At 69.7% G+C, this 20,443-nt stretch carries 18 protein-coding genes; 7 read left to right on the forward strand and 11 right to left on the reverse strand.

The features are described from left to right. Positions 1–102 precede the first annotated feature (102 nt). The gene (locus AB0I03_RS00155; RefSeq protein ID WP_360403864.1) at positions 103–648 is read left to right on the forward strand and encodes a hypothetical protein; all 546 of its coding nucleotides are present in this window, start codon (positions 103–105) and stop codon (positions 646–648) included. 12 nt (positions 649–660) lie between these two features. On the opposite strand, the gene AB0I03_RS00160 is transcribed toward AB0I03_RS00155, so the two are convergent. Then, positions 661–1,653: a heme o synthase gene (locus AB0I03_RS00160; RefSeq protein ID WP_360403867.1), complete on the reverse strand. Its 993-nt coding sequence runs from the start codon at positions 1,651–1,653 to the stop codon at positions 661–663. A gap of 177 nt (positions 1,654–1,830) precedes the next feature. On the opposite strand from AB0I03_RS00160, the gene tkt reads away from it, so the two are divergent. Genes tkt through pgl form a run of 6 tightly spaced genes read left to right on the forward strand, consistent with a single transcriptional unit; the run spans position 1,831 to position 9,996 of the window. Beyond that, positions 1,831–3,945, forward strand: a complete 2,115-nt coding sequence (gene tkt, locus AB0I03_RS00165) for a transketolase (protein WP_360403870.1) — start codon at positions 1,831–1,833, stop codon at positions 3,943–3,945. A 38-nt stretch (positions 3,946–3,983) separates the two neighbouring features. After that, entirely contained in the window at positions 3,984–5,120 is a 1,137-nt protein-coding gene (tal, locus tag AB0I03_RS00170; protein WP_360403873.1) for a transaldolase, read from the forward strand. Next, entirely contained in the window at positions 5,117–6,733 is a 1,617-nt protein-coding gene (locus AB0I03_RS00175; RefSeq protein ID WP_360403876.1) for a glucose-6-phosphate isomerase, read from the forward strand. Before tal ends, AB0I03_RS00175 begins: the two co-directional genes overlap by 4 nt. Further along, entirely contained in the window at positions 6,734–8,272 is a 1,539-nt protein-coding gene (gene zwf, locus AB0I03_RS00180; RefSeq protein WP_360403879.1) for a glucose-6-phosphate dehydrogenase, read from the forward strand. Between the two features lie 15 nt (positions 8,273–8,287). After that, positions 8,288–9,232: a glucose-6-phosphate dehydrogenase assembly protein OpcA gene (locus AB0I03_RS00185; protein ID WP_360403882.1), complete on the forward strand. Its 945-nt coding sequence runs from the start codon at positions 8,288–8,290 to the stop codon at positions 9,230–9,232. Beyond that, positions 9,229–9,996, forward strand: coding sequence for a 6-phosphogluconolactonase (gene pgl, locus AB0I03_RS00190; protein ID WP_360403885.1), 768 nt, complete (start codon positions 9,229–9,231; stop codon positions 9,994–9,996). Before AB0I03_RS00185 ends, pgl begins: the two co-directional genes overlap by 4 nt. A gap of 94 nt (positions 9,997–10,090) precedes the next feature. Here pgl and AB0I03_RS00195 read toward each other — a convergent pair whose 3' ends face one another. From AB0I03_RS00195 to uvrC, 10 genes are all read right to left on the reverse strand, one after another. Next, entirely contained in the window at positions 10,091–10,444 is a 354-nt protein-coding gene (locus AB0I03_RS00195; protein ID WP_360403888.1) for an RNA polymerase-binding protein RbpA, read from the reverse strand. Between the two features lie 265 nt (positions 10,445–10,709). After that, positions 10,710–11,633 carry an NADP-dependent oxidoreductase gene (locus AB0I03_RS00200; RefSeq protein ID WP_360403891.1) on the reverse strand — a complete coding sequence of 308 codons (924 nt, stop codon included), beginning with the start codon at positions 11,631–11,633 and terminating at the stop codon, positions 10,710–10,712. Between the two features lie 124 nt (positions 11,634–11,757). Next, positions 11,758–12,006: a preprotein translocase subunit SecG gene (gene secG, locus AB0I03_RS00205; RefSeq protein WP_360403894.1), complete on the reverse strand. Its 249-nt coding sequence runs from the start codon at positions 12,004–12,006 to the stop codon at positions 11,758–11,760. Positions 12,007–12,261: 255 nt separating this feature from the next. Beyond that, complete coding sequence (gene tpiA / locus AB0I03_RS00210; RefSeq protein ID WP_360403897.1) at positions 12,262–13,047, reverse strand: triose-phosphate isomerase; 786 nt, start codon at positions 13,045–13,047, stop codon at positions 12,262–12,264. Positions 13,048–13,049: 2 nt separating this feature from the next. Further along, the gene (locus tag AB0I03_RS00215; RefSeq protein WP_360403900.1) at positions 13,050–14,246 is read right to left on the reverse strand and encodes a phosphoglycerate kinase; all 1,197 of its coding nucleotides are present in this window, start codon (positions 14,244–14,246) and stop codon (positions 13,050–13,052) included. Positions 14,247–14,253: 7 nt separating this feature from the next. After that, positions 14,254–15,249, reverse strand: coding sequence for a type I glyceraldehyde-3-phosphate dehydrogenase (gap, locus tag AB0I03_RS00220; protein WP_360403903.1), 996 nt, complete (start codon positions 15,247–15,249; stop codon positions 14,254–14,256). Between the two features lie 284 nt (positions 15,250–15,533). Next, positions 15,534–16,520, reverse strand: coding sequence for a DNA-binding protein WhiA (gene whiA / locus AB0I03_RS00225; RefSeq protein ID WP_360403906.1), 987 nt, complete (start codon positions 16,518–16,520; stop codon positions 15,534–15,536). Positions 16,521–16,523: 3 nt separating this feature from the next. Continuing rightward, the gene (yvcK, locus tag AB0I03_RS00230; RefSeq protein ID WP_360403909.1) at positions 16,524–17,441 is read right to left on the reverse strand and encodes a uridine diphosphate-N-acetylglucosamine-binding protein YvcK; all 918 of its coding nucleotides are present in this window, start codon (positions 17,439–17,441) and stop codon (positions 16,524–16,526) included. Between the two features lie 97 nt (positions 17,442–17,538). After that, a complete protein-coding gene (gene rapZ / locus AB0I03_RS00235) occupies positions 17,539–18,432 on the reverse strand; it encodes an RNase adapter RapZ (protein WP_360403912.1) in 894 nt (297 codons plus the stop codon). 99 nt (positions 18,433–18,531) lie between these two features. Then, a complete protein-coding gene (gene uvrC, locus AB0I03_RS00240; RefSeq protein ID WP_360403915.1) occupies positions 18,532–20,433 on the reverse strand; it encodes an excinuclease ABC subunit UvrC in 1,902 nt (633 codons plus the stop codon). Positions 20,434–20,443: the final 10 nt, after the last annotated feature.

Consider the following 20,443-nt stretch of genomic DNA (forward strand, 5'->3'; position numbering starts at 1 on the left):
GTGCGACACCCGGGCCGGCCCGCCGGGGCTCAACTCGGGACCGGTCCCGAACGCCTCCGCTTAGCGTCGCGACCGGAACCCGAGCGCGACTGGGAGGCAGCGATGGGATGGTTCAAACGGCGCCGCGAATCCGAGTACGTCGACATCGTCTACGCGACCCGGCAGGCCGCGGACGACGCCCGGCGCAGGGCCGAGGCGGCCGGCCTCACCTTCAGGTACATCGAGAAGCGGGAGGGGCGCCGGTACATCACGTACACGGGCACCGACCCGGAGAAGGCGAAGGCCTTCCTGCGCAAAGAGCCGATCGCGGACGACACGACGTACATCGTGGTCGAAACCGAGGACGGGGTCTGGGGCACCGACAGCAGCAGCCTCTACCTGGAGCGGCTGCGCGCCTGGCAGCTGGACACGGACGCCGTCGACTGCGAGGGCTCCATCGAGTCCCTCATCGACGGCTTCCACAACTACCTGCTCGCGATGCGCGGCACCGTCGACAACTTCCTGGCCGAGATCCGCTGCGGCCGCTGCCGGCACGCATGGATCGACGGCATCCGCTACAGCGACGTGACCCGCGTGCGCTGCCCGGAGTGCCGCGCCCTCAACCGCGTCGACTCGACCTCGCTGGTCGAAGTGATCGACTACCGCTGAGCGGGCGCCGTCCTACATGAGGAAGGAGTCGATCGCCAGCGTGAGGAACAGGAGCGTCAGGTAGCTGGTCGACCAGTGGAAGAGGCGCATCGGCTTGGGGTCCTCGCCGCGGTTGACGCGGCCGAGGAGCTTGTGGCACTCCAGGACGAACAGGCCGCCGGCCACGACCGCGACGACGCCGTAGAGCCAGGTCGTGCCGGGCTGGAGGAACATGGGCACGACGGAGACGGCGAGCATCGCCCAGCCGTAGACCACGGACTCGATCGCGACGCGCCTGGCGGGGGCGACGACGGGGAGCATCGGGATGCCCGCGGCGGCGTAGTCGTCCTTGAACTTCATGGCGAGCACGTAGAAGTGCGGGGGCTGCCAGAGGAAGACGATCGCGAAGAGGACCCAGGCCATCCAGGACATGTGGCCGGTGACGGCCGCCCAGCCGATGAGCACGGGGGCCGCGCCGCACGCGCCGCCCCAGACCGTGTTGTACGGGGTGGTGCGCTTGAGCCAGATCGTGTAGACGACGTCGTAGTAGACGATGGCGCCGAAAGTGAGGAGCGCCGCGAGCCAGTTGACGAGCAGGCCCATGCCGAGGACCGCGACGGCGCCGATGACGAGGCCGAAGATCAGGGCGTTGCGCGGCGGGATCTGGTGCTTGGCCAGCGGGCGGCGCGAGGTGCGGGCCATGAGCTGGTCGATGTCGCGGTCGATGTAGCAGTTGATCGCGTTCGCCGACCCGGCGGCGAGCGCGCCGCCGATGATCGTCGCGAGGACCGCGGTGAGCGAGGGGAGCGCGTCGTTCTCCATGCGCGCGGCGACGAGCATCGCCGGGATGGTGGTGATGAGGAGCAGTTCGACGATGCGCGGCTTCGTCAGCGAGACGTAGGCGCCGACGAGCGTCCTGAAGGACGGTCTGGCCGGGGTCTCGCTCCCGGGCGCGGGCAGTTCGATTCGCTTGCGGGCCTGGGGCCGGGGGCGGTCGGCCAGGGCGCGGGTCGGGTCCTCGTTCATCACCGCCCACCATACGGGCCGTGAGGAGGTGACCTGGGCCTGGGTCTAGGGGCCCTACCTGGGCGTTTCTGATGGGAGACTTGCTCGTGGGCGGGCTCACAAGCCGCTGAATTCCGACCTCCGAGAGACCGCGCATAAAGTTCAGCCTGTGTAGGTAGGGTCAGAAGGCACACGTCAATGGCCCAAATACGACGAGTATCAAGGAGTATCCCAGTGGCACAGTTCGAGTGGACCGTACTCGACCAGAAGGCGGTCGACACGGCGCGGCTGCTCGCCGCCGACGCGGTGGAGAAGGCCGGCAACGGCCACCCCGGCACCGCCATGAGCCTCGCGCCGGTCGCGCACACCTTGTTCCAGAAGGTCATGCGCCACGACCCGAGCGCCCCCGACTGGGAAGGCCGCGACCGCTTCGTGCTCTCGTGCGGCCACTCCAGCCTGACGCTGTACGTGCAGCTGTACCTCCAGGGCTACGGCCTGGAGCTTGAGGACCTGCAGAGCCTGCGCCAGTGGGGTTCGCTGACCCCGGGCCACCCCGAGGTGGGCCACACCGCCGGCGTTGAGACCACCACCGGGCCGCTCGGCCAGGGCCTGGCGACCGCTGTGGGCATGGCGATGGCCGCCCGCCGCGAGCGCGGCCTGTTCGACCCGGAGCCGGCCGTTGGCGAGAGCCTGTTCGACCACCACGTGTACGTGATCGCGTCGGACGGCGACATCGAGGAGGGCGTGACGCACGAGGCCTCCGCGATCGCGGGCGTGCAGGAGTTGGGCAACCTCGTCGTCGTCTACGACGACAACGAGATCTCCATCGAGGACGACACCAAGATCGCCCTCGGCGAGGACGTCGCCAAGCGCTACGAGGCGTACGGCTGGCACGTCCAGACCGTCGACTGGAAGTCCGGGTCCGAGTACGAGGAGGACCCGAAGGCCCTCTTCGAGGCGATCGAGAAGGCCAAGGCCGTCACCGACAAGCCCTCGCTGATCCGCCTGAAGACCATCATCGGCTGGCCCGCGCCGAAGAAGCAGAACTCCTACGCCGCGCACGGCTCCGCCTTGGGCGCCGAGGAGATCGCCGCGACCAAGGAGCTGCTCGGCTTCGACCCGGCCGTGTCGTTCAACGTGCCCGAGGACGTGCTGGAGTACACGCGCGGTTCGATCCGCCGCGGCCAGGACCTGCGCGCCGCGTGGGAGACCGACTTCAACAACTGGGCCGCCGCCAACCCCGCGAACAAGGCCCTGCACGCGCGCCTGTGGGCGGGCGAGTTCCCCGAGGGCTTCGAGGACGCGTTCCCGGTGTTCGAGCCGTCCGCCAAGGGCGTCGCGACCCGTTCGGCCTCCGGCAAGGTCCTGTCGGCGCTCGCGCCGGTCCTGCCCGAGCTGTGGGGCGGCTCGGCCGACCTCGCCGGCTCGAACAACACCACGATGGACGGCGAGCCGTCGTTCCTGCCGCTGTCGCGCCAGACGAAGGCCTACCCGGGCAACCCGTACGGCCGCACCCTCCACTTCGGCATCCGCGAGTTCGCGATGGGCACGATCCTCAACGGCATCAAGCTCCACGGCCCGACCCGTCCCTACGGCGGCACGTTCCTCGTGTTCTCCGACTACATGCGCGGCGCGGTCCGCCTCGCGGCCCTCATGAAGACCCCCGTGGTCTACGTGTGGACGCACGACTCGATCGGCCTCGGCGAGGACGGCCCGACCCACCAGCCGGTGGAGCACCTGGCCTCCCTGCGCGCCATCCCGGGCCTGGACGTCATCCGTCCCGGCGACGCGAACGAGACCGCCGTGGTCTGGAAGACGCTGCTGGGCAAGACCGACCGCCCGGCCGCGCTGGCGCTGACCCGCCAGAACATCCCGGTGTGGGACCGCACGAAGTTCGCTTCGGCCGAGGGCGCCGCGAAGGGCGCGTACACGCTCCTGGACACCGAGGGCACCCCTGACGTGATCCTCATGGCCTCCGGCTCCGAGGTGCAGCTCGCGGTCGAGGCCGCCGAGTCCCTTGCGGGCGAAGGCGTCAAGGCCCGCGTCGTGTCCGTGCCGTCGATCGAGTGGTTCGACGAGCAGGACGAGGACTACCGGGAATCGGTGCTGCCCAAGGCGGTCAAGGCCCGCGTGTCCGTCGAGGCGGGCATCGGCCTGTCCTGGAGGGACCTCGTGGGTGACGCAGGAGTCAGCGTCTCCCTGGAACACTTCGGTGCCTCCGCGCCGTTCGAGAAGCTGTACGAGGAGTTCGGCATCACCGCCGCCGCAGTGGCGGACGCGGCCCGCTCCTCCATCAAGAAGGCACAGCAGTAGCAACGTCGAAGAACTAGCTGGAAAGCTGGAGGAGCACGATGAGCGCGAACGAGAACCTTGCCGGACTGTCGGCGGCGGGGGTGTCCGTCTGGCTGGACGACATCTCGCGTGAACGCCTGGAGACGGGCAACCTGAAGGACCTCATCGCCGGGTCGTCCGTCGCGGGCGTCACCTCGAACCCGTCCATTTTCGCGGCGGCCGTTGCCAAGGGCAACGCCTACGACGAGCAGATCGCGGACCTCGCGGTCCGCGGAGTGAGCGTCGACGAGGCCGCTCGCGCCATCACCACCTTCGACATCCGCTGGGCGGCGGACGTCCTGGCCCCGGTCTTCGAGACCACCGGGGGCCAGGACGGCCGCGTGTCCATCGAGGTCGACCCGCGCCTCGCCCACGAGACGCAGGCGACCATCGCCGAGGCCAAGGCCCTGTGGTGGGCCGTGGACCGGCCGAACACGATGATCAAGATCCCCGCCACCCGGGCCGGGCTCCCCGCCATCACGGCCGCGATCGCGGCGGGCATCAGCGTCAACGTGACGCTGATCTTCTCGCTGCAGCGCTACCGCGAGGTCATGGACGCGTACATGGCGGGCCTGGAGTCCGCCAAGGCCGCCGGGCACGACCTGTCGCAGATCCGCTCCGTCGCCTCCTTCTTCGTGTCCCGTGTGGACTCCGAGATCGACAAGCGGCTCGAGGGCATCGGCACCGACGAGGCCCTGGCCCTCAAGGGCAAGGCCGCGATCGCGAACGCGCGCTTGGCGTACCAGGAGTTCGAGAACGCCTTCGGGTCCGGGCGCTGGGAGTCGCTCGCCGCCGCCGGGGCCGTCCCGCAGCGCCCGCTGTGGGCGTCCACTTCGGTCAAGAGCGCCGACTACCGCGACGTCATGTACGTCGAGGACCTCATCGCCCCCGGCACCGTCAACACCATGCCCGAGGGCACCATGCAGGACTTCGCCGACCACGGCGAGGTCGAGGCGGACACCGTCCGCCCGTTCTACGCGGACGCGGCGACCGTCATGCTCGAGCTCGAGCGCGTCGGCGTCGAGTACGACGACGTCGTGCAGGTGCTCGAGGACGAGGGCGTCGAGAAGTTCATCGTCAGCTGGAAGCAGCTCCTGGGGCAGATCGAATCGAAGCTCGGCGAGAGCACGGTTGTAGAAAGCGGAGCACAGAAGTGAGCGATGTGATGGGCAAGATGGAAGCCGCCGGGGGCCTGGCCGTAACGACCGGCGTCGACGTGAACGCGGCCGTCGAGCGGCTCCGGACCGAGGGCGTCCCGGCCAAGGTCGCCGCCAAGGACGCCACCCTGTGGGGTCCCGAGGCCGCGGAGGAGGCCGCGATCCGGCTCGGCTGGGTCGACACCTTCGAGAAGTCGAAGGAGCTCCTCGCGCCGCTCGCGAAGCTCCGCGCCGAACTGAACGAGCAGGGCGTCGACCACATCGCCCTCGCGGGCATGGGCGGCTCCTCGCTCGCCCCCGAGGTCATCTCCCGCACCCTGGACCTGGGGATCAGCATCCTCGACACCACCGACCCCGGCCAGATCCTGGCCGAGCTCGGCGAGGCCTCGCTGCGGCGCACCGCAGTCGTCGTCTCCTCCAAGTCCGGGTCCACCGTGGAGACCGACTCCCAGCGCCGCGCCTTCGAGCAGGCCTTCGAGTCCATCGGCATCACCGAGCACGCGGGCCGCTTCGTGTTCGTCACCGACCCCGGCTCCGCACTCGAGGAGCTCGCGACGAAGCAGGGCTCGCACCTGTTCCTCGCCGACGCCACCGTGGGCGGGCGCTACTCGGCGCTCACCGCGTTCGGGCTCGTCCCGACCGCGCTCGCGGGCGCCGACGTCGCCGAGCTCATCGACCAGGCCGAGGCCTTCGCGGCCACCATCGGCAGCGAGGACGACGACCCGGCGGTCGTGCTCGGCGCGGTCATCGCGGCCAAGCCGACGATCACCATCGCCGACGACGGCACCGGCGTCGTGGGCCTGGGCGACTGGGCCGAGCAGCTCATCGCCGAGTCCCTCGGCAAGGACGGCAAGGGCACCCTCCCGGTCGTCCTCGAAGGCCCCGCCGCGGCGGGCGCGCGCGGCTCCGACCGCGTGTACGCCACCGTCGGGGGCTCCTCGACGGGCCTGCCGTCCTCGGGTTCGGCACTGGCGATGCCCGATGTGGTCGTCAACGGCCCCCTGGGCGCGCAGTTCCTCGCGTGGGAGCTCGCGACCGCCTACGCGGGCTACCTGATCGGCATCGACCCGTTCAACCAGCCGAACGTCACCGAGTCGAAGAACAACACGAACCGCATCCTCGCCGACGGCCTCCCGGAGGAGCGTCCGCACGCCGTCGACGGCGCGGTGGAGATCTACGGCTCGCACTCGACCACGGTCGCGGGCGCGCTCGGTGAGCTGCTCACCGACGCCGACAGCGAGGGCGCGTACATCGCAGTGCTCGCCTACCTCGACCGGATCGCGGACGCCGACGTGGCGAAGCTCCGGGCCGAGCTGGCCGACCGCACCGGCGCGCCCGTCACGTGGGGCTGGGGACCGCGGTTCCTGCACTCCACGGGCCAGTTCCACAAGGGCGGCCGCCAGACCGGGGTGTTCCTGCAGCTCACCGGCGAGGTCGAGCAGGACCTGGAGATCCCGGGCCGCGACTACACGTTCGCCGGGCTCCAGGCCGCGCAGGCCGCCGGGGACCGCCAGGCCCTCGAGTCGCGCGAGCGCCCGCTCGTGCGCCTGCACCTGACCGACCGCAAGCGCGGTGTCAACCAGATCCTTCACGCCGTGAGGGAGCTGAGCTAGATGGGCGAGACCCTGCACACCAGCAATCCCCTGCGCGACCCCGCCGACCGGCGGCTCCCGCGGATCCCCGAGCCGTGCGCCCTGGTGATCTTCGGTGTCACCGGCGACCTCGCGAAGAAGAAGCTCATCCCGGCGGTCTACGACCTCGCCAACCGGGGCCTGCTCCCGGCGTCGTTCGTGATCGTCGGGTTCGCCCGCCGCGACTGGGGCGACGAGACGTTCGAGGAGATGGCCCGCGAGGCCGCCAAGTCGCACGCCCGCACCCCCTGGCGCGAAGAGGTCTGGGCCCGCCTGGCCGGCAGCTTCAAGTTCGTGCCCGGCACGTTCGACGACGACGAGGCCTTCAACCGCCTCGACGCCACTGTGGACGAGCTGCGCGAGACGCACGGCATCGTCGGCAACGCGGCGTTCTACTTCTCGATCCCGCCGCTGGCGTTCCCCACCGTGCTGAAGCAGCTCAAGCGCACCGGCATGTCGGACAACCGCCAGGACGGCGGCGGCTGGCGCCGCGTCGTGGTCGAGAAGCCGTTCGGCGAGGACCGCGAGTCCGCGGCCGAGCTGAACCACCTCGTCGACGAGGTGTTCACCGCGAACGACGTGTTCCGCATCGACCACTACCTCGGCAAGGAGACGGTGCAGAACATCTTCGCGCTGCGCTTCGCGAACGCCATGTTCGAGCCGATCTGGAACTCCAACTACGTCGACCACGTCCAGATCACCATGGCCGAGGACGTCGGCATCGGCTCCCGGGCCGGGTTCTACGACGACAACGGCGCCGCCCGCGACGTCCTCCAGAACCACGTGCTGCAGCTCCTGGCCATCGCGGCCATGGAGCAGCCCAACGGGTTCGAGGCCGAGGAGATCCGCACCGAGAAGCTGAAGGTCCTGCGGGCCATCAAGCTCCACGACGACCTCGAGGCCACCGCCATCCGCGGCCAGTACGCGGACGGCTGGGTCCAGGGCCGGCCCGTCAAGGGCTACCTCGCCGAGGACAACATCCCCCAGACCTCGACCACCGAGACCTACGCGGCGGTCCAGCTCGGCATCCAGAACCGGCGCTGGAACGGCGTCCCGTTCTACCTGCGCACGGGCAAGCGGCTCCCCAAGCGGGTCACCGAGATCGCGGTGGTCTTCAAGGAGGCCCCGCACATGCCCTTCGCCGACTACGACACCAAGACGCTCGGCAACAACCAGCTGGTCATCCGCGTCCAGCCGGACGAGGGCATCACGGTGAAGTTCGGCTCGAAGGTCCCCGGCACCGGCATGGAGCTGCGGGACATCTCGATGGGCTTCGGCTACGGCGAGACCTTCACCGAGTCCAGCCCCGAGGCGTACGAGCGGCTCATCCTGGACGTCCTCCTGGGCGACAAGACCCTGTTCCCCGACGCGCAGGAGGTCGACGCCTCCTGGGCCGTCGTCGACCCGCTCGAGGAGTTCTGGGCGGGCACCAAGCCCGAACCTTACGAGTCCGGGACCTGGGGCCCCACGGGCGCCGATCTCATGCTGCAATCGTCCGGCCGCCGCTGGCGCCGGGCCTAGAAGGGGAGTCTGGACGTGCATCTGAAGGACACCACCACCGGCGACATCATGAAGACGCTGGCGAAACTCCTGCACGAGGTGGGCGGCGCCTCCGGCCTCGCCCTCAACCTGGTCGCACTGACCACTGAGGACGAACGCGAGGAGGTCGAGAAGGCCGCCTCGGTCGCCGCGCAGGAGCACCCGTACCGGCTCATCATGGCGATCCCGCGCGACCTCGAGACCGACGTGGCGCGCATCGACGCCGAAGTGACCGTGGGCGAACGGCTCGGCTCGGCCGAGGCGATCATCCTGCGGCTCGACGGCCCCGCCGCCGCGCACCTCAGCTCGATCGTGCTGCCGATGCTGGCCTCTGACGTCCCGGTGGTCACCTGGTGGCTCCTCGACCCGGTCCGGTACGGACTGGAGCAGGAGCTGCGCAGCTTCGCCGACCGCCGCATCACGTACTCGGCCCGCGCGAACGACCCCGTGCAGTCGCTCTACCGGCGCGCCGAGACCTACGTCTCGGGCGACACCGACATCTGCTGGACCCGCATCTCCCTGTGGCGCTCGCTCATCGCCAGCGCCTTCGACGGGGTGACCCACGCGGTCGAGAAGATCACCATCAAGGCCGCCGAGAACGACCCGTCGGCGCAGCTCATGGCCGCGTGGCTGCACACGCGCCTGGGCGTCTCGCCGGAGATCGTCGACACCACGGTGGTGCGCAACTCCGAGCACCTGCCCGCGATCGCCTCCGTGGCGTTCACGATGGCCGGCGGCGAGACCATGGAGGTCGAGCGGAAGGCGGACGGCACCACGGTACTGCGCCAGGCGGGGCTGCCGAAGCGCCGCCAGACGCTGCAGGGCCGCACGCTCGGGCAGCTGCTCGCGGAGGAGCTGCGGCACATCGACCCCGACACCGCGTACCGGAAGGTCCTCGAGACCTTCCAGGAGCACTATGCGGGCGAGCGGGCGATCGTATGAGCCGTACGGGTGCGGTGATCGTCCACAACGACGCCGACGTGCTCGCGGAGGCGGTGGCGGCGCGGCTGCTCAACCGGCTCGCGGACGCACAGTCGCGCAGCGGCTCAGGGGCAGAGTCGCGTCGCGGTGAGGCGTCGATCGTCCTGACGGGCGGGCGGATCGCGGCGAAGGTGTACCAGAACATCCTGGGCTCGCCGATCCGCACGGTCGTGGACTGGTCGAAGGTCGACTTCTGGTGGGGCGACGAGCGGTTCCTGCCGTCCGGCGATGCCGAGCGGAACGAGACGCAGGCGCGGCAGGCGTTCCTGGACCACCTGCCGGTGGACCCGGAGCGCGTGCACCCCATGGCGGCCGCCGACGCGGTGGACACGCCGGAGGACGCGGCGTCCCTGTACCGCGCGGAGCTGGCGAAGGCCGCCGGTGGCGAGGGCGTTCCGGCATTCGACCTGCTGCTCTTGGGCATCGGCGAGGACGGCCACGTGGCGTCCCTGTTCCCGGGGAACCCGGCGCTGGAGGCCGCGGGCTCGGCGGTGGGGGTGCGCAACTCCCCCAAGCCGCCGCCGGAGCGGGTCTCGCTGACGATGCCGGCGATCAACGCCGCCACGGCGGCGTGGATCATCGCCTCGGGCGAGGGCAAGGCCGAGGCGGTCGACGAGGCCCTGTCGAAGGGCGAGCTTCCGGCGGGCCGCGTGAAGGCGGTGGGCCACACCAGGTGGCTCATCGACAAGGACGCGGCCTCGCGGCTGAAGCACCTCGAATTCTAGGCAAGCGCGAGGGCCCGGATCTTCCCTGCGGGGGAGGGTCCGGGCCCTTCGTCGTGTCGGCGGCGCGTCGCCCGACCGTGCGCCGTCGGGCCTCTCAGTAGAGGGAGCGCTCGCCGCGGGCGGCGGCCCTGGCGGCCAGGGCTTCGGCGAGGAGGTCTTCCGCCTCTTCGTCGCTGCGGCGCTCGCGCACGTAGGTGAGGTGGGACTTGTACGGCTTGGCGGTGCGGCGTTCCGGGGGGTTCTCCTGGTCGGGACTGGCGGGCCAGCCGCAGCAGGTGCAGTCCCATTCGGTCGGGACCTCGACGTAGAGCGCGAATGACAGTGCGGTCTCGTGTCCGTTGGCGCACCAGTACTTGATGTGCTGCCGCGGCACCGGCTCGCCGCGTTCCGAGTGGAGGCCCGGGGTGGCGCCTATGCGAGTGCCTCGGATGGCCTGTCCGTTGGACATATGTGTGATCGCTCCTCACAGACGGGGGATCTTCTGTGGATGTCGACCGGACACGGCTGCAGTGAGGAGCCTGCGGGAAGGGACCGCGACTCCCCTTGAGCGTCGCCGTGGAGTCACCGGTCGGAGCGGCTGGGGCACCGCCCTCAGCAATTCTATGACGCAAAGCACACACTGTAAAGACTACGGCGAAATGGTTTCACATAAAGACAGGGACCGTGCACTCACGCACGGCCCCGTCACTGCGCCTTGACGATCGGGTCCGTCCCTAGGAGATGCGCAGTACGATCTTGCCCCTGGTCCGCCCGGTCCGGCTCGCCCGCCAGGCATCGGCCGCGCGATCCAGCGGATACGTCTCCGAGATCGGCACGATCAACTCGCGCGATTCGATGAGGTTCGCCAAGGTGTCGAGGTCCTTCGGCGTCACGCTCATGAACACGTAGTGCCCGCCCGCGTCCCGCACTCCGGGGTCCACAACGGACACCACGCGCGACGGATCGGTACCGGCCTCGATCGACACCTCCACCGCGTCACCGCCCACGGCGTCGACGGCCGCATCTGGCCCGCCTGGCACCAGCAGCTTGAGCCGCTCCAGCAGTCCCGGCCCGTACTCGAGCGGCTCGGCCCCGAACGCCTGCAGGTAGTCGTGGTTGCGGACGCTGGCGGTCCCGATGACCCGCGCGCCGCGGGCTTTGGCGATCTGCACGGCGATGGTCCCGACGCCGCCGGCCGCGGCATGGACGAGCACCGTGTCGCCTTCCTTGGCCTGCACGGTGTCGAGCGCCTGCAGGGCCGTCACGCCGACGAGCGAGAGCCCTCCGGCGGAGTCCCAGTCGAGGCTCGCGGGCTTGCGCGCGATCATCCACGGCTCGGCCACGGTGTACTCGGCGTAGGTCCCCCACTTGGCGACGGGGCGGCGCACGTAGCCGAACACCTCGTCCCCCACCGCGAAGCCCTCGGCCTCGGCGCCGACCTCGGCCACGACGCCTGCGGCGTCCCAGCCGGGAATGAGCGGGAACTCCCCCGGGATCATCGAATCGAGATGCCCGGCCGCGACCTTCCAGTCCACCGGGTTCACCGAGGTCGCCTTCAGGTTCACGAGCACCTCCCCGGCCGCGCACGGCGGCCGCGGCACATCGGCGACTTCGAGCTCATCGGCCCCGCCGTAGCGGGGCAGCACCACTGCTTTCATACGTGGCATCCCACCATGAATCGGCAGCCGGTAAGTCGAAAGCGGGAGAAGCGAAGCGGCCCGCCCGAGCAATGCTCGGGCGGGCCGCTTCGAAAGTCTGGGGCCGTCTTAGACGACGGTGCTGCTAGGCGACAATGCGGAGGAGGAGACCGAAGGCCACGATGCAGGCGAACCAGATGACACCGACGCCGATCGTGATGCGCGTGAGGTTCTTCTCCGCCACCGATGAACCGGACGCCACCGAGGACATGCCGCCGCCGAACATGCTCGACAGGCCGCCGCCCTTGCCCTTGTGCAGCAGCACCATGAGGATCAGAACGCCGCTGGAGAGCAGCAGGAGGATCATCAGGGTATAACTCAGAACCGTCAACATCGGTGATCGGGTGTCCTCTCAGCAATTCTGGCCCGTTATGGGGCGCGGGCCGCGTCCGATTCTAGCTGGTTGCCACATTCGGGAGGCAACCAGTGTCATGTGCACATGACACCTCGCCGTTGGCCAGTACACAAACGCAAGGAGCCGCCGCACAACGCTGTGCGGCGGCCCTGTCTGCGGCCTGCAGTGCTCAGCTCGGGCACTGCACGCGTTTGGTACTACGCCCCTGCATGCTCCGGACTGAGCACACATTCCCTACGCACTGGCGTGCTCCGGGAAACGTACGATCTTGGCGAACTCTTCAGCGTCCAGGCTCGCGCCGCCCACGAGGGCGCCGTCGATGTCGGGCTTGGCCATGATCTGGGCGACGTTCCCGGACTTGACCGAACCGCCGTAGAGGATCCGGACCCGCTCCGCGACCGCACCGAACTTCTCGGCGAGCGCGAGGCGCAGGGCCCCGATGACCTCCTGGGCGTCTTCGGCGCTGGCCGTGCGGCCGGTGCCGATGGCCCAGACGGGCTCGTAGGCCACGACGACCTTGGCGAGCTCTTCCTCGGTGAGGCCGTCGACCGCCGCGATGAGCTGGCTGACGGAGTGCGCGATGTGGTCGCCCGCCTCGCGCACGTCCAGGGCCTCGCCGACGCAGAGGATCGGGCTGATGCCGTTGTTGAGGGCCTGGCGGACCTTGGCGGCCACCAGTTCGTCGCCCTCTTCGTGGTACTGGCGGCGCTCGGAGTGGCCGACGGCCACGTAGGAGCAGCCCAGCTTCGCGAGCATCGAGCCGGCGATCTCGCCGGTGTAGGCACCGGACGGGTGCGCCGACAGGTCCTGCGCGCCGAAGCCGATGGTGAGCTTGTCGCCGTCGACCAGCGTCTGCACGCTGCGGATGTCGACGAACGGCGGGAGGACGACGGTCTCGACCGCTTCGAGCTGCTCACGGGTGAGGCTGAAGGCCAGCTTCTGCACCAGTGCGATCGCTTCGAGGTGGTTGAGGTTCATCTTCCAGTTGCCGGCGATGAGCGGCTTGCGGGTCTCAGTCATCTTCAATTCTCCAGTGCGTCAAGGCCGGGCAGGGTCTTGCCCTCGAGGTACTCGAGGCTCGCCCCTCCGCCGGTCGAGATGTGGCCGAAACCGTCCTCGGGCAGGCCGAGGGTGCGGACCGCGGCGGCGGAGTCGCCGCCGCCGACCACCGAGAACGCCTCGGAGTCCACGAGCGCCTGCGCGACGGTCTTGGTGCCGGCGGCGTAGTCGGGGAACTCGAAGACGCCCATGGGGCCGTTCCAGAACACGGTCTTGGCGCCGGCGATCCGGTCCGCGAAGAGCTTCGCGGACTCGGGGCCGATGTCGAGGCCCATGCGGTCGGCCGGAATCGCGTCCACGCCCACGGTGAGCGGCTCGGCGTCGGCGGCGAACTCGGCCGCGGTGGTCGTGTCGACCGGCAGCAGCAGTTCGACGCCGAGTTCCTTCGCGCGCTCGAGGTAGTCCTTGCAGACCTTGATCTGGTCCTTCTCGAGCAGCGAGGAGCCGACCTCGTAGCCCTGGGCGGCGAGGAAGGTGAACATCATGCCGCCGCCGACGATGAGCGTGTCGACCTTGTCGAGCAGGTTGTCGATGACCGCGAGCTTGTCGGAGACCTTCGCGCCGCCGAGGATCACGACGTACGGCTGCTCAGGCTTGCCGGTGAGCTTCGAGAGGACCTCGACCTCTTTCGCGATGAGCCAGCCCGCGTAGCGCGGGAGCAGCTGCGCGACGTCGTACACGGAGGCGTGCTTGCGGTGCACGGCGCCGAAGGCGTCGTCCACGTACACGTCACCGAACGCGGCCAGCTGGCCGGCGAACTCGGCCCGCTGGGTGTCGTCCTTGCTGGTCTCGCCCTTGTTGAAACGCAGGTTCTCCAGCAGCAGGACGCCGCCGTCGCCCTGGGCGACGGCCTTGTTCTCAGCGTCCGTCCCGACGGTGTCGGTCGCAAAGGCGACCTCGCGGCCGAGGACCTCGCCGAGGCGCTGGGCCACGGGGGCCAGCGAGAAGGCGGGGTCGGGCTCGCCCTTGGGGCGGCCCAGGTGCGAGCACACCACGACGCGGGCGCCGGCTTCGGCCAGCGCCTTGACGGTGGGCGCGACGGCGCGGATGCGGCCGTCGTCGGTGATGTTCTTCCCGTCGAGAGGGACGTTGAGGTCGGCGCGTACGAGTACGCGCCGACCGTTGACGCCCTCCTGCAGGAGTTCGTCGAGCGTCTTCATCAGGCTGCTAGCCGACCAGCTTGACGAGGTCGACGAGGCGGTTCGAGAAGCCCCACTCGTTGTCGTACCAGCCGAAGACCTTGACCTGGTTGTCGATGACCTTGGTCAGGAGGCCGTCGATGATGCACGAGTGCGGGTCGGTCTCGATGTCCTTGGAGACGATCGGGTCCTCGGTGTAGTACATGATGCCCTTGAGCGGGCCCTCGGCGGCGGCCTTGAGCGCGGCGTTGACCTCTTCGGCCGTCACGTTGCGCGACGCCTCGAAGGTGAGGTCGGTGATCGAGCCGGTCGCGATCGGGACGCGCAGCGAGTAGCCGTCGAGCTTGCCGTTGAGCTCGGGCAGCACCACACCGACGGCCTTGGCGGCGCCAGTCGTGGTGGGCACGACGTTGAGACCGGCGGCACGGGCCCGGCGCGGGTCCTTGTGCGGGCCGTCCTGCAGCATCTGGTCCTGGGTGTAGGCGTGGATCGTGGTCATCAGACCCTTTTCGATGCCCACGGACTCGTTGAGGACCTTGGCCATGGGGGCCAGGCAGTTGGTGGTGCAGGACGCGTTCGAGATGATGTTGTGCTTCTCGGCGTCGTACTTGTCGTGGTTGACGCCCATCACGATCGTGATGTCCTCGTTCTTCGCCGGAGCGGAGATGATGACCTTCTTGGCGCCGCCTTCGAGGTGGGCCGAGGCCTTCGTGCCGTCGGTGAAGAAGCCGGTGGACTCGATGACGACGTCGACGCCGGCCTCGCCCCAGGGGAGGTTCTTCGGGTCGCGCTCGCTGAACGCCTTGATGGTCTTGCCGTTGACGGTGAGCTCACCGTCGCCGATCTTGACCTCGTACGGCAGGCGGCCGAGGATCGAGTCGTACTTGAGCAGGTTGGCGATCGTGTTGAGGTCGCCGAGGTCGTTGAAGGCGACGATTTCGACATCGGCACCAGAGGCGAGAACCGCCCGGAAGAAGTTGCGCCCAATTCGGCCGAAGCCGTTGACGCCCACACGGATGGTCACGTGGCCATCTCCTCGCTTGAACAGGATCGAATAACTGACTGAGACCGGGAGCGGTCTCGTACGCGATCCGTTCAGCCGAATAGCGACGGTGGAACAGATCGCTGTTCGGCCTCGTCGCCGAGCACTTTCTTGACCCTACCGCTGCGGTTCCTGAACCTGTCGCGGCCGGTTCCCCCCGATCATGTCACACCCGGAACAGGGGTGTGACATCGCGGTTAAGCGTAGCGGTTGATCGGCCTCCGGTCCGGGTTCCCGCGCCGAAGGCCGGGCAGGTCGCGCGCCGTTCAGGCGACGAGCATTTCCTCTTCGGCCACAACGTCGTCGGGGCCGGGGATGCCGTGCTCCTGGGCGCGTTTGGTGGCCATGTTGATGAGGCGGCGGATGCGCCCGGCGATGGCGTCCTTCGTCAGCGGCGGGTCGGCGAGCGCGCCGAGCTCCTCGAGGGAGGCCTGGCGGTGGTCGAGGCGCAGGCGCCCGGCGGAGGCGAGGTGCTCGGGGACGTCGTCGCCGAGGACTTCGAGGGCGCGGGTGACCTTCGCGGCGGCGGCGACGGCGGCGCGGGCGGAGCGGCGCAGGTTGGCGTCGTCGAAGTTGGCGAGGCGGTTGGCGGTGGCGCGCACTTCGCGGCGGACGCGGCGCTCCTCCCAGGTGAGGACCGAGGAGTGGGCGCCGAGGCGGGTGAGGAGTTCGCCGATGGCGTCGCCGTCGCGGATGACGACGCGGTCGACGCCGCGCACGTCGCGGGACTTGGCGGCGATGCCGAGGCGGCGGGCGGCGCCGACGAGCGCGAGCGCCGATTCGGGGCCGGGGCAGGTCACTTCGAGGGAGGAGGAGCGGCCGGGCTCGGTGAGCGAGCCGCGGGCGAGGAAGGACCCGCGCCAGGCGGCCTCGGCGCAGCACGGGTAGGCGCCGACGACGTGGTTGGGCAGGCCCCGGACGGGGTAGCCGCGCTGGTCGGTGAGGCCGATCTGCTTGGAGAACGCCCGGCCGTCGGCCATGACGCGCAGCAGGTAGTGGTTGTTGCGGCGCAGCCCGGCGGCCACGAGCACGTGGATCTCGGACTCGTAGTGGTAGAGCTGGTCGATCATCTTCTTGGCGCGGCGGGCGACGTTGCCGGCGTCGACCTCGGCCTCGACCACGACGTTGCCCTGGCCGACGAGGTGCAGGCCGCCTGCGAAGCGGAACAGCGCGCCCAGTTCGGCGCGCTGGCAGCAGGACTTCGTCACCTCGATGCGACTGAGTTCGTCCTTGACCTCCGAGGTCATCGCCATTCGTTAACCACCATCTTCGACCAGCAGGTTTCCCAATACGGCAGCCAGCGCGGCGACGTCGTGCGTCACGCCGTCGGCGGCGAGGTCCGCCGCGACCAGCTGCGCCTCCAACGATTGTGCCGCACTGTTCAACGATCCGGGATCGGCGAGGGTTCGGGTGTCGCCTGCGAGGACGTAGTGAAACCGGACACCTTCCGCGTACCGGCGCAGCGTGTCGACGTGACCGGCGAGGGTGAGGCCGTCTGTCTCCTTCTCCTCCGAGAGGTTGAGCACGACGATCCGCTTGGCCTTCGCGGCGCCGATGGCCTCGCGGAGGTCGGGAAGGAGCAGGTGCGGGATGACGGAGGTGTACCAGGAGCCGGGGCCGAAGACGTGCCAGTCGGCCGCGGCGACGGCTTCGAGGGTCTCGGGGCAGGCGGTGGCGCTCGCGGGGAGGAGTCGCACGTCCTTGACGCTGCCGTCGGCGACGGCGATGTCGTGCTGGCCGACGATGGTGCGGGTGCCGCTGCCTTCGAAGAGGTCGGCCTCGATGTCGAGCGGGGTGCAGGACATGGGGAGGACGCGGGTGCGGGAGCCGAGGAGGCGGGCGGCGAAGTCGAGGGCGTCCACGGGGTTGGCGTGGAGTTCGAGGAGGCCGGTGAGGACGACGTTGCCGACAGGGTGGCCGGTGAGGAAGTCCTGGCCGCCGAAGCGGTGGGAGAAGAGGCGGGCGGTCTCGGACTTCGCCGTGTCGGCGGTGGCGATGAGGGCTTTGCGCAGGTCGCCGGGGGGCAGGACCGGGCGGGTGGCGCGAATGTCGCCGGTGGAGCCGCCGTCGTCGGCCACGGTGACCACGGCCGTAATCTCGACGTCGAGCCTGGAGAGGGCGCGGAGGGCGGTCGAGAGGCCCCGTCCGCCGCCGAACGCGACGACGCTGGTCATGCGGTCACCTCGGGAGTGCGGCGCTCGGGGCGGGGAGGTGGGGCGTCCGGGGGACCCGCGTCGGCGGTGGCCTCGGCGGGTCCTGGGGGCGCGTCGGTCACTCGTTGCCCCGGTCGCGGTGGTGGGTGTTCGCGGGGAAGCCGGCGGCGCTGAGGCGCTTCGCCAGCGATTCGGCGATGGCGACGGAACGGTGCTTGCCGCCGGTGCAGCCGATGGCGATCGTCATGTAGCGCTTGCCTTCCCGCTCGAACCCTTGGGTGGTGCCGAGCAACAGGGACGCGTAGGCGGCGACGAATTCCTCGGCGCCGTCCTGGCCGAGGACGTAGTCGGAGACGTCCTGGTCGGTCCCGGTGTGCTCGCGCAGGGTGGGAACCCAGTACGGGTTGGGAAGGAATCTTACGTCGGCCACGTAGTCCGCATCGCGCGGGATGCCGTACTTGAACCCGAATGACATGCAGGTGAACTGGAGTCCCGGGGTGGAGGGCGCGAGGAAGGCCTCCTCGACGCGCGACCGCAGCTGGTTCTCGTTGAGGTGGGTGGTGTCGAACAGGGTGTCGGCCGAGCCGCGGGCCGGTTCGAGGATGCGGCGCTCGGCGGCGATGCCGTCGGCGAGCATGCCGTCGCCCTGGAGCGGGTGGGCTCGGCGGACCTTCTCGAAGCGGCGGATGATGATGTCGTCGTCCGCGTCGACGAACACGAGGTGCGGTTTGAAGCCGCCCTTGCGGAGGTCCTCGATGACGCCCACGAGGTCGGTCATGAACGCGCGCGAGCGCACGTCGAGGACCATCGCGGTGCGCCGCACCTCTTCTCCCCCGGCCGCGGCCAGCTCGGCGGCCTGGCCGACGAGCGATTCGGGGAGGTTGTCGATGACGTAGTAGCCGACGTTCTCCAACGCGCGCGCCACGGTCGAGCGCCCGCCGCCCGAGATGCCGGTGACGATCACGAGGTCCAATTCACTGCGGTCGGTCTTGCCTGCCTGCACTGCTGCCACACCCATAAGTCAAGTATCCCCGAGTTCGTTCCTGCCGCCGTGGTGACACGGCTTCGACGTGCTTGCCGAACTGACAAGCGTATTACTACCCGCCGCGTCTCAAGCCCCGTTGTCGCCGGGATTACGCAGATGTGTCTGCAAAGCCTCCGCCAGTTTCGGGCCGATGCCCGGCACGGCCTCCAGATCGGACAGTTCGGCCTCGCGGATGCGCTTGACGGAGCCGAACTGCTTGAGGAGCGCCTTGCGCTTGGACTCGCCCAGGCCGGGCACGCCGTCGAGGGCGGAGGTGATGAGGCTCTTGCGTCTCCTGGTGCGGTGCAAGGAGATCGCGAAGCGGTGGGCTTCGTCGCGGACGCGCTGCATGAGGTACAGCGCCTCGGAGGTGCGCGAGAGGATCACCGGGTAGTCCTCGCCGGGGAGCCAGATCTCCTCGAGGCGCTTGGCGAGGCCGGCGAGGTTGATCGTGTCGATGCCGAGCTCGGCGAAGACGGCCTCGGCGGCGGCGACCTGCGGCTGGCCGCCGTCGACGACGAGCAGCTGCGGCGGGTAGTGGAAGCCGCGGCGGGGCTCGGCGGCCTCTGCGGGTTCCTCGCCCTCCTCGACGGGCGAGCCGGTGGGCTGCTCCGCGAGTTTGGCGAGGCGGCGTCGCAGGGTCTCCTGGAGGCTCGCGAGGTCGTCCTTGCGCTCGCCCTTGATGACGAAGCGGCGGTACTCGCTCTTGCGCGGCAGGCCGTCCTCGAAGACGACCATCGACGCGACCACGTCCTCGCCCTGGGACTGCGAGACGTCGTAGCACTCGATCCGCAGCGGGGCCTCGGGCAGGTCGAGGGCGTCCGCGAGCTCTTCGAGGGCCTTGGAGCGGGCGGTGAGGTCGCCGGCGCGCTTGAGCTTGTGGCGCTGGAGATTCTCGATCGCGTTCTTCTCGACGGTCTCGGCCAGGGCGCGCTTGTCGCCGCGGCGGGGCACACGCAGGTCGACCTTCGCACCGCGGCGTTCGGAGAGGAGTTCGGCGAGGGCGGGGGCGTCGCCTGGCAGGGCCGGGACGAGCACTTCGCGGGGCACGACCTCGTTCTGCTCGCCGTAGAACTGGAGGCAGAAGCTCTCCACGATGCCGGGGAGGTCGATGGGCTCGGGCTTGTCGATGACCCAGCCGCGCTGGCCGCGGATGCGGCCGCCGCGCACGTGGAAGACCTGCACGGCGGATTGGAGCTCGTCGTCGGCGACGGCCATGACGTCGCAGTCGACGTCCTCGGCGAGGACCACGACCTGCTGCTCGAGGACCTTGTCGAGGGCGGCGAGGTCGTCGCGCAGGCGCGCGGCCCGCTCGAACTCGAGCGCTTCGGAGGCCTCCTGCATCTCCTTGAGGAGGCGGCGGCGGACCGGGGCGTGGTCGCCGGACATGAAGGCGCAGAAGCCGTTCACGAGTTCGCGGTAGTCCTCCGCGGAGATGCGGCCGACGCAGGGGGCGGAGCACTTGCCGATGTCGGCGAGGAGGTTGGGGCGACCGATCCGGTTGCAGCGCTTGTACTCCGAGTCGGAGCAGGTGCGGATCGGGAAGACGCGGGTGAGGAGGTCGAGGGTCTGGCGGATCGCCCACGCGGAGCCGAAGGGCCCGAAGTAGCGCACGCCCTTGCGGCGGGCGCCGCGCATCACCTGGGCGCGGGGGAACTCCTCCCCCACGGTGACGGCCAGCCAGGGGTAGGACTTGTCGTCCTTGAACATGACGTTGAAGCGCGGGTCGTACTCCTTGATCCAGGTCCACTCCAGTTGGAGGGCCTCGACCTCGGTGGCGACCACGGTCCACTCGACGCTGCGGGCGGTGTTGACCATCCGCCGGGTGCGCTCGTGCAGTCGCGTCTCGTCGGCGAAGTAGGAGTTCAGCCGGTTGCGGAGGTTCTTGGCCTTGCCTACGTAGATGACCCGACGGTCGCGGTCGCGAAAGCGGTAGACGCCCGGTGCGGTCGGGATGGTGCCGGGGGCGGGACGGTAATCAACTGCCACACCACAAGGA

The organism is Glycomyces sp. NPDC021274 (assembly GCF_040641195.1).
Classification (GTDB): Bacteria; Actinomycetota; Actinomycetes; order Mycobacteriales; family Micromonosporaceae; genus Glycomyces.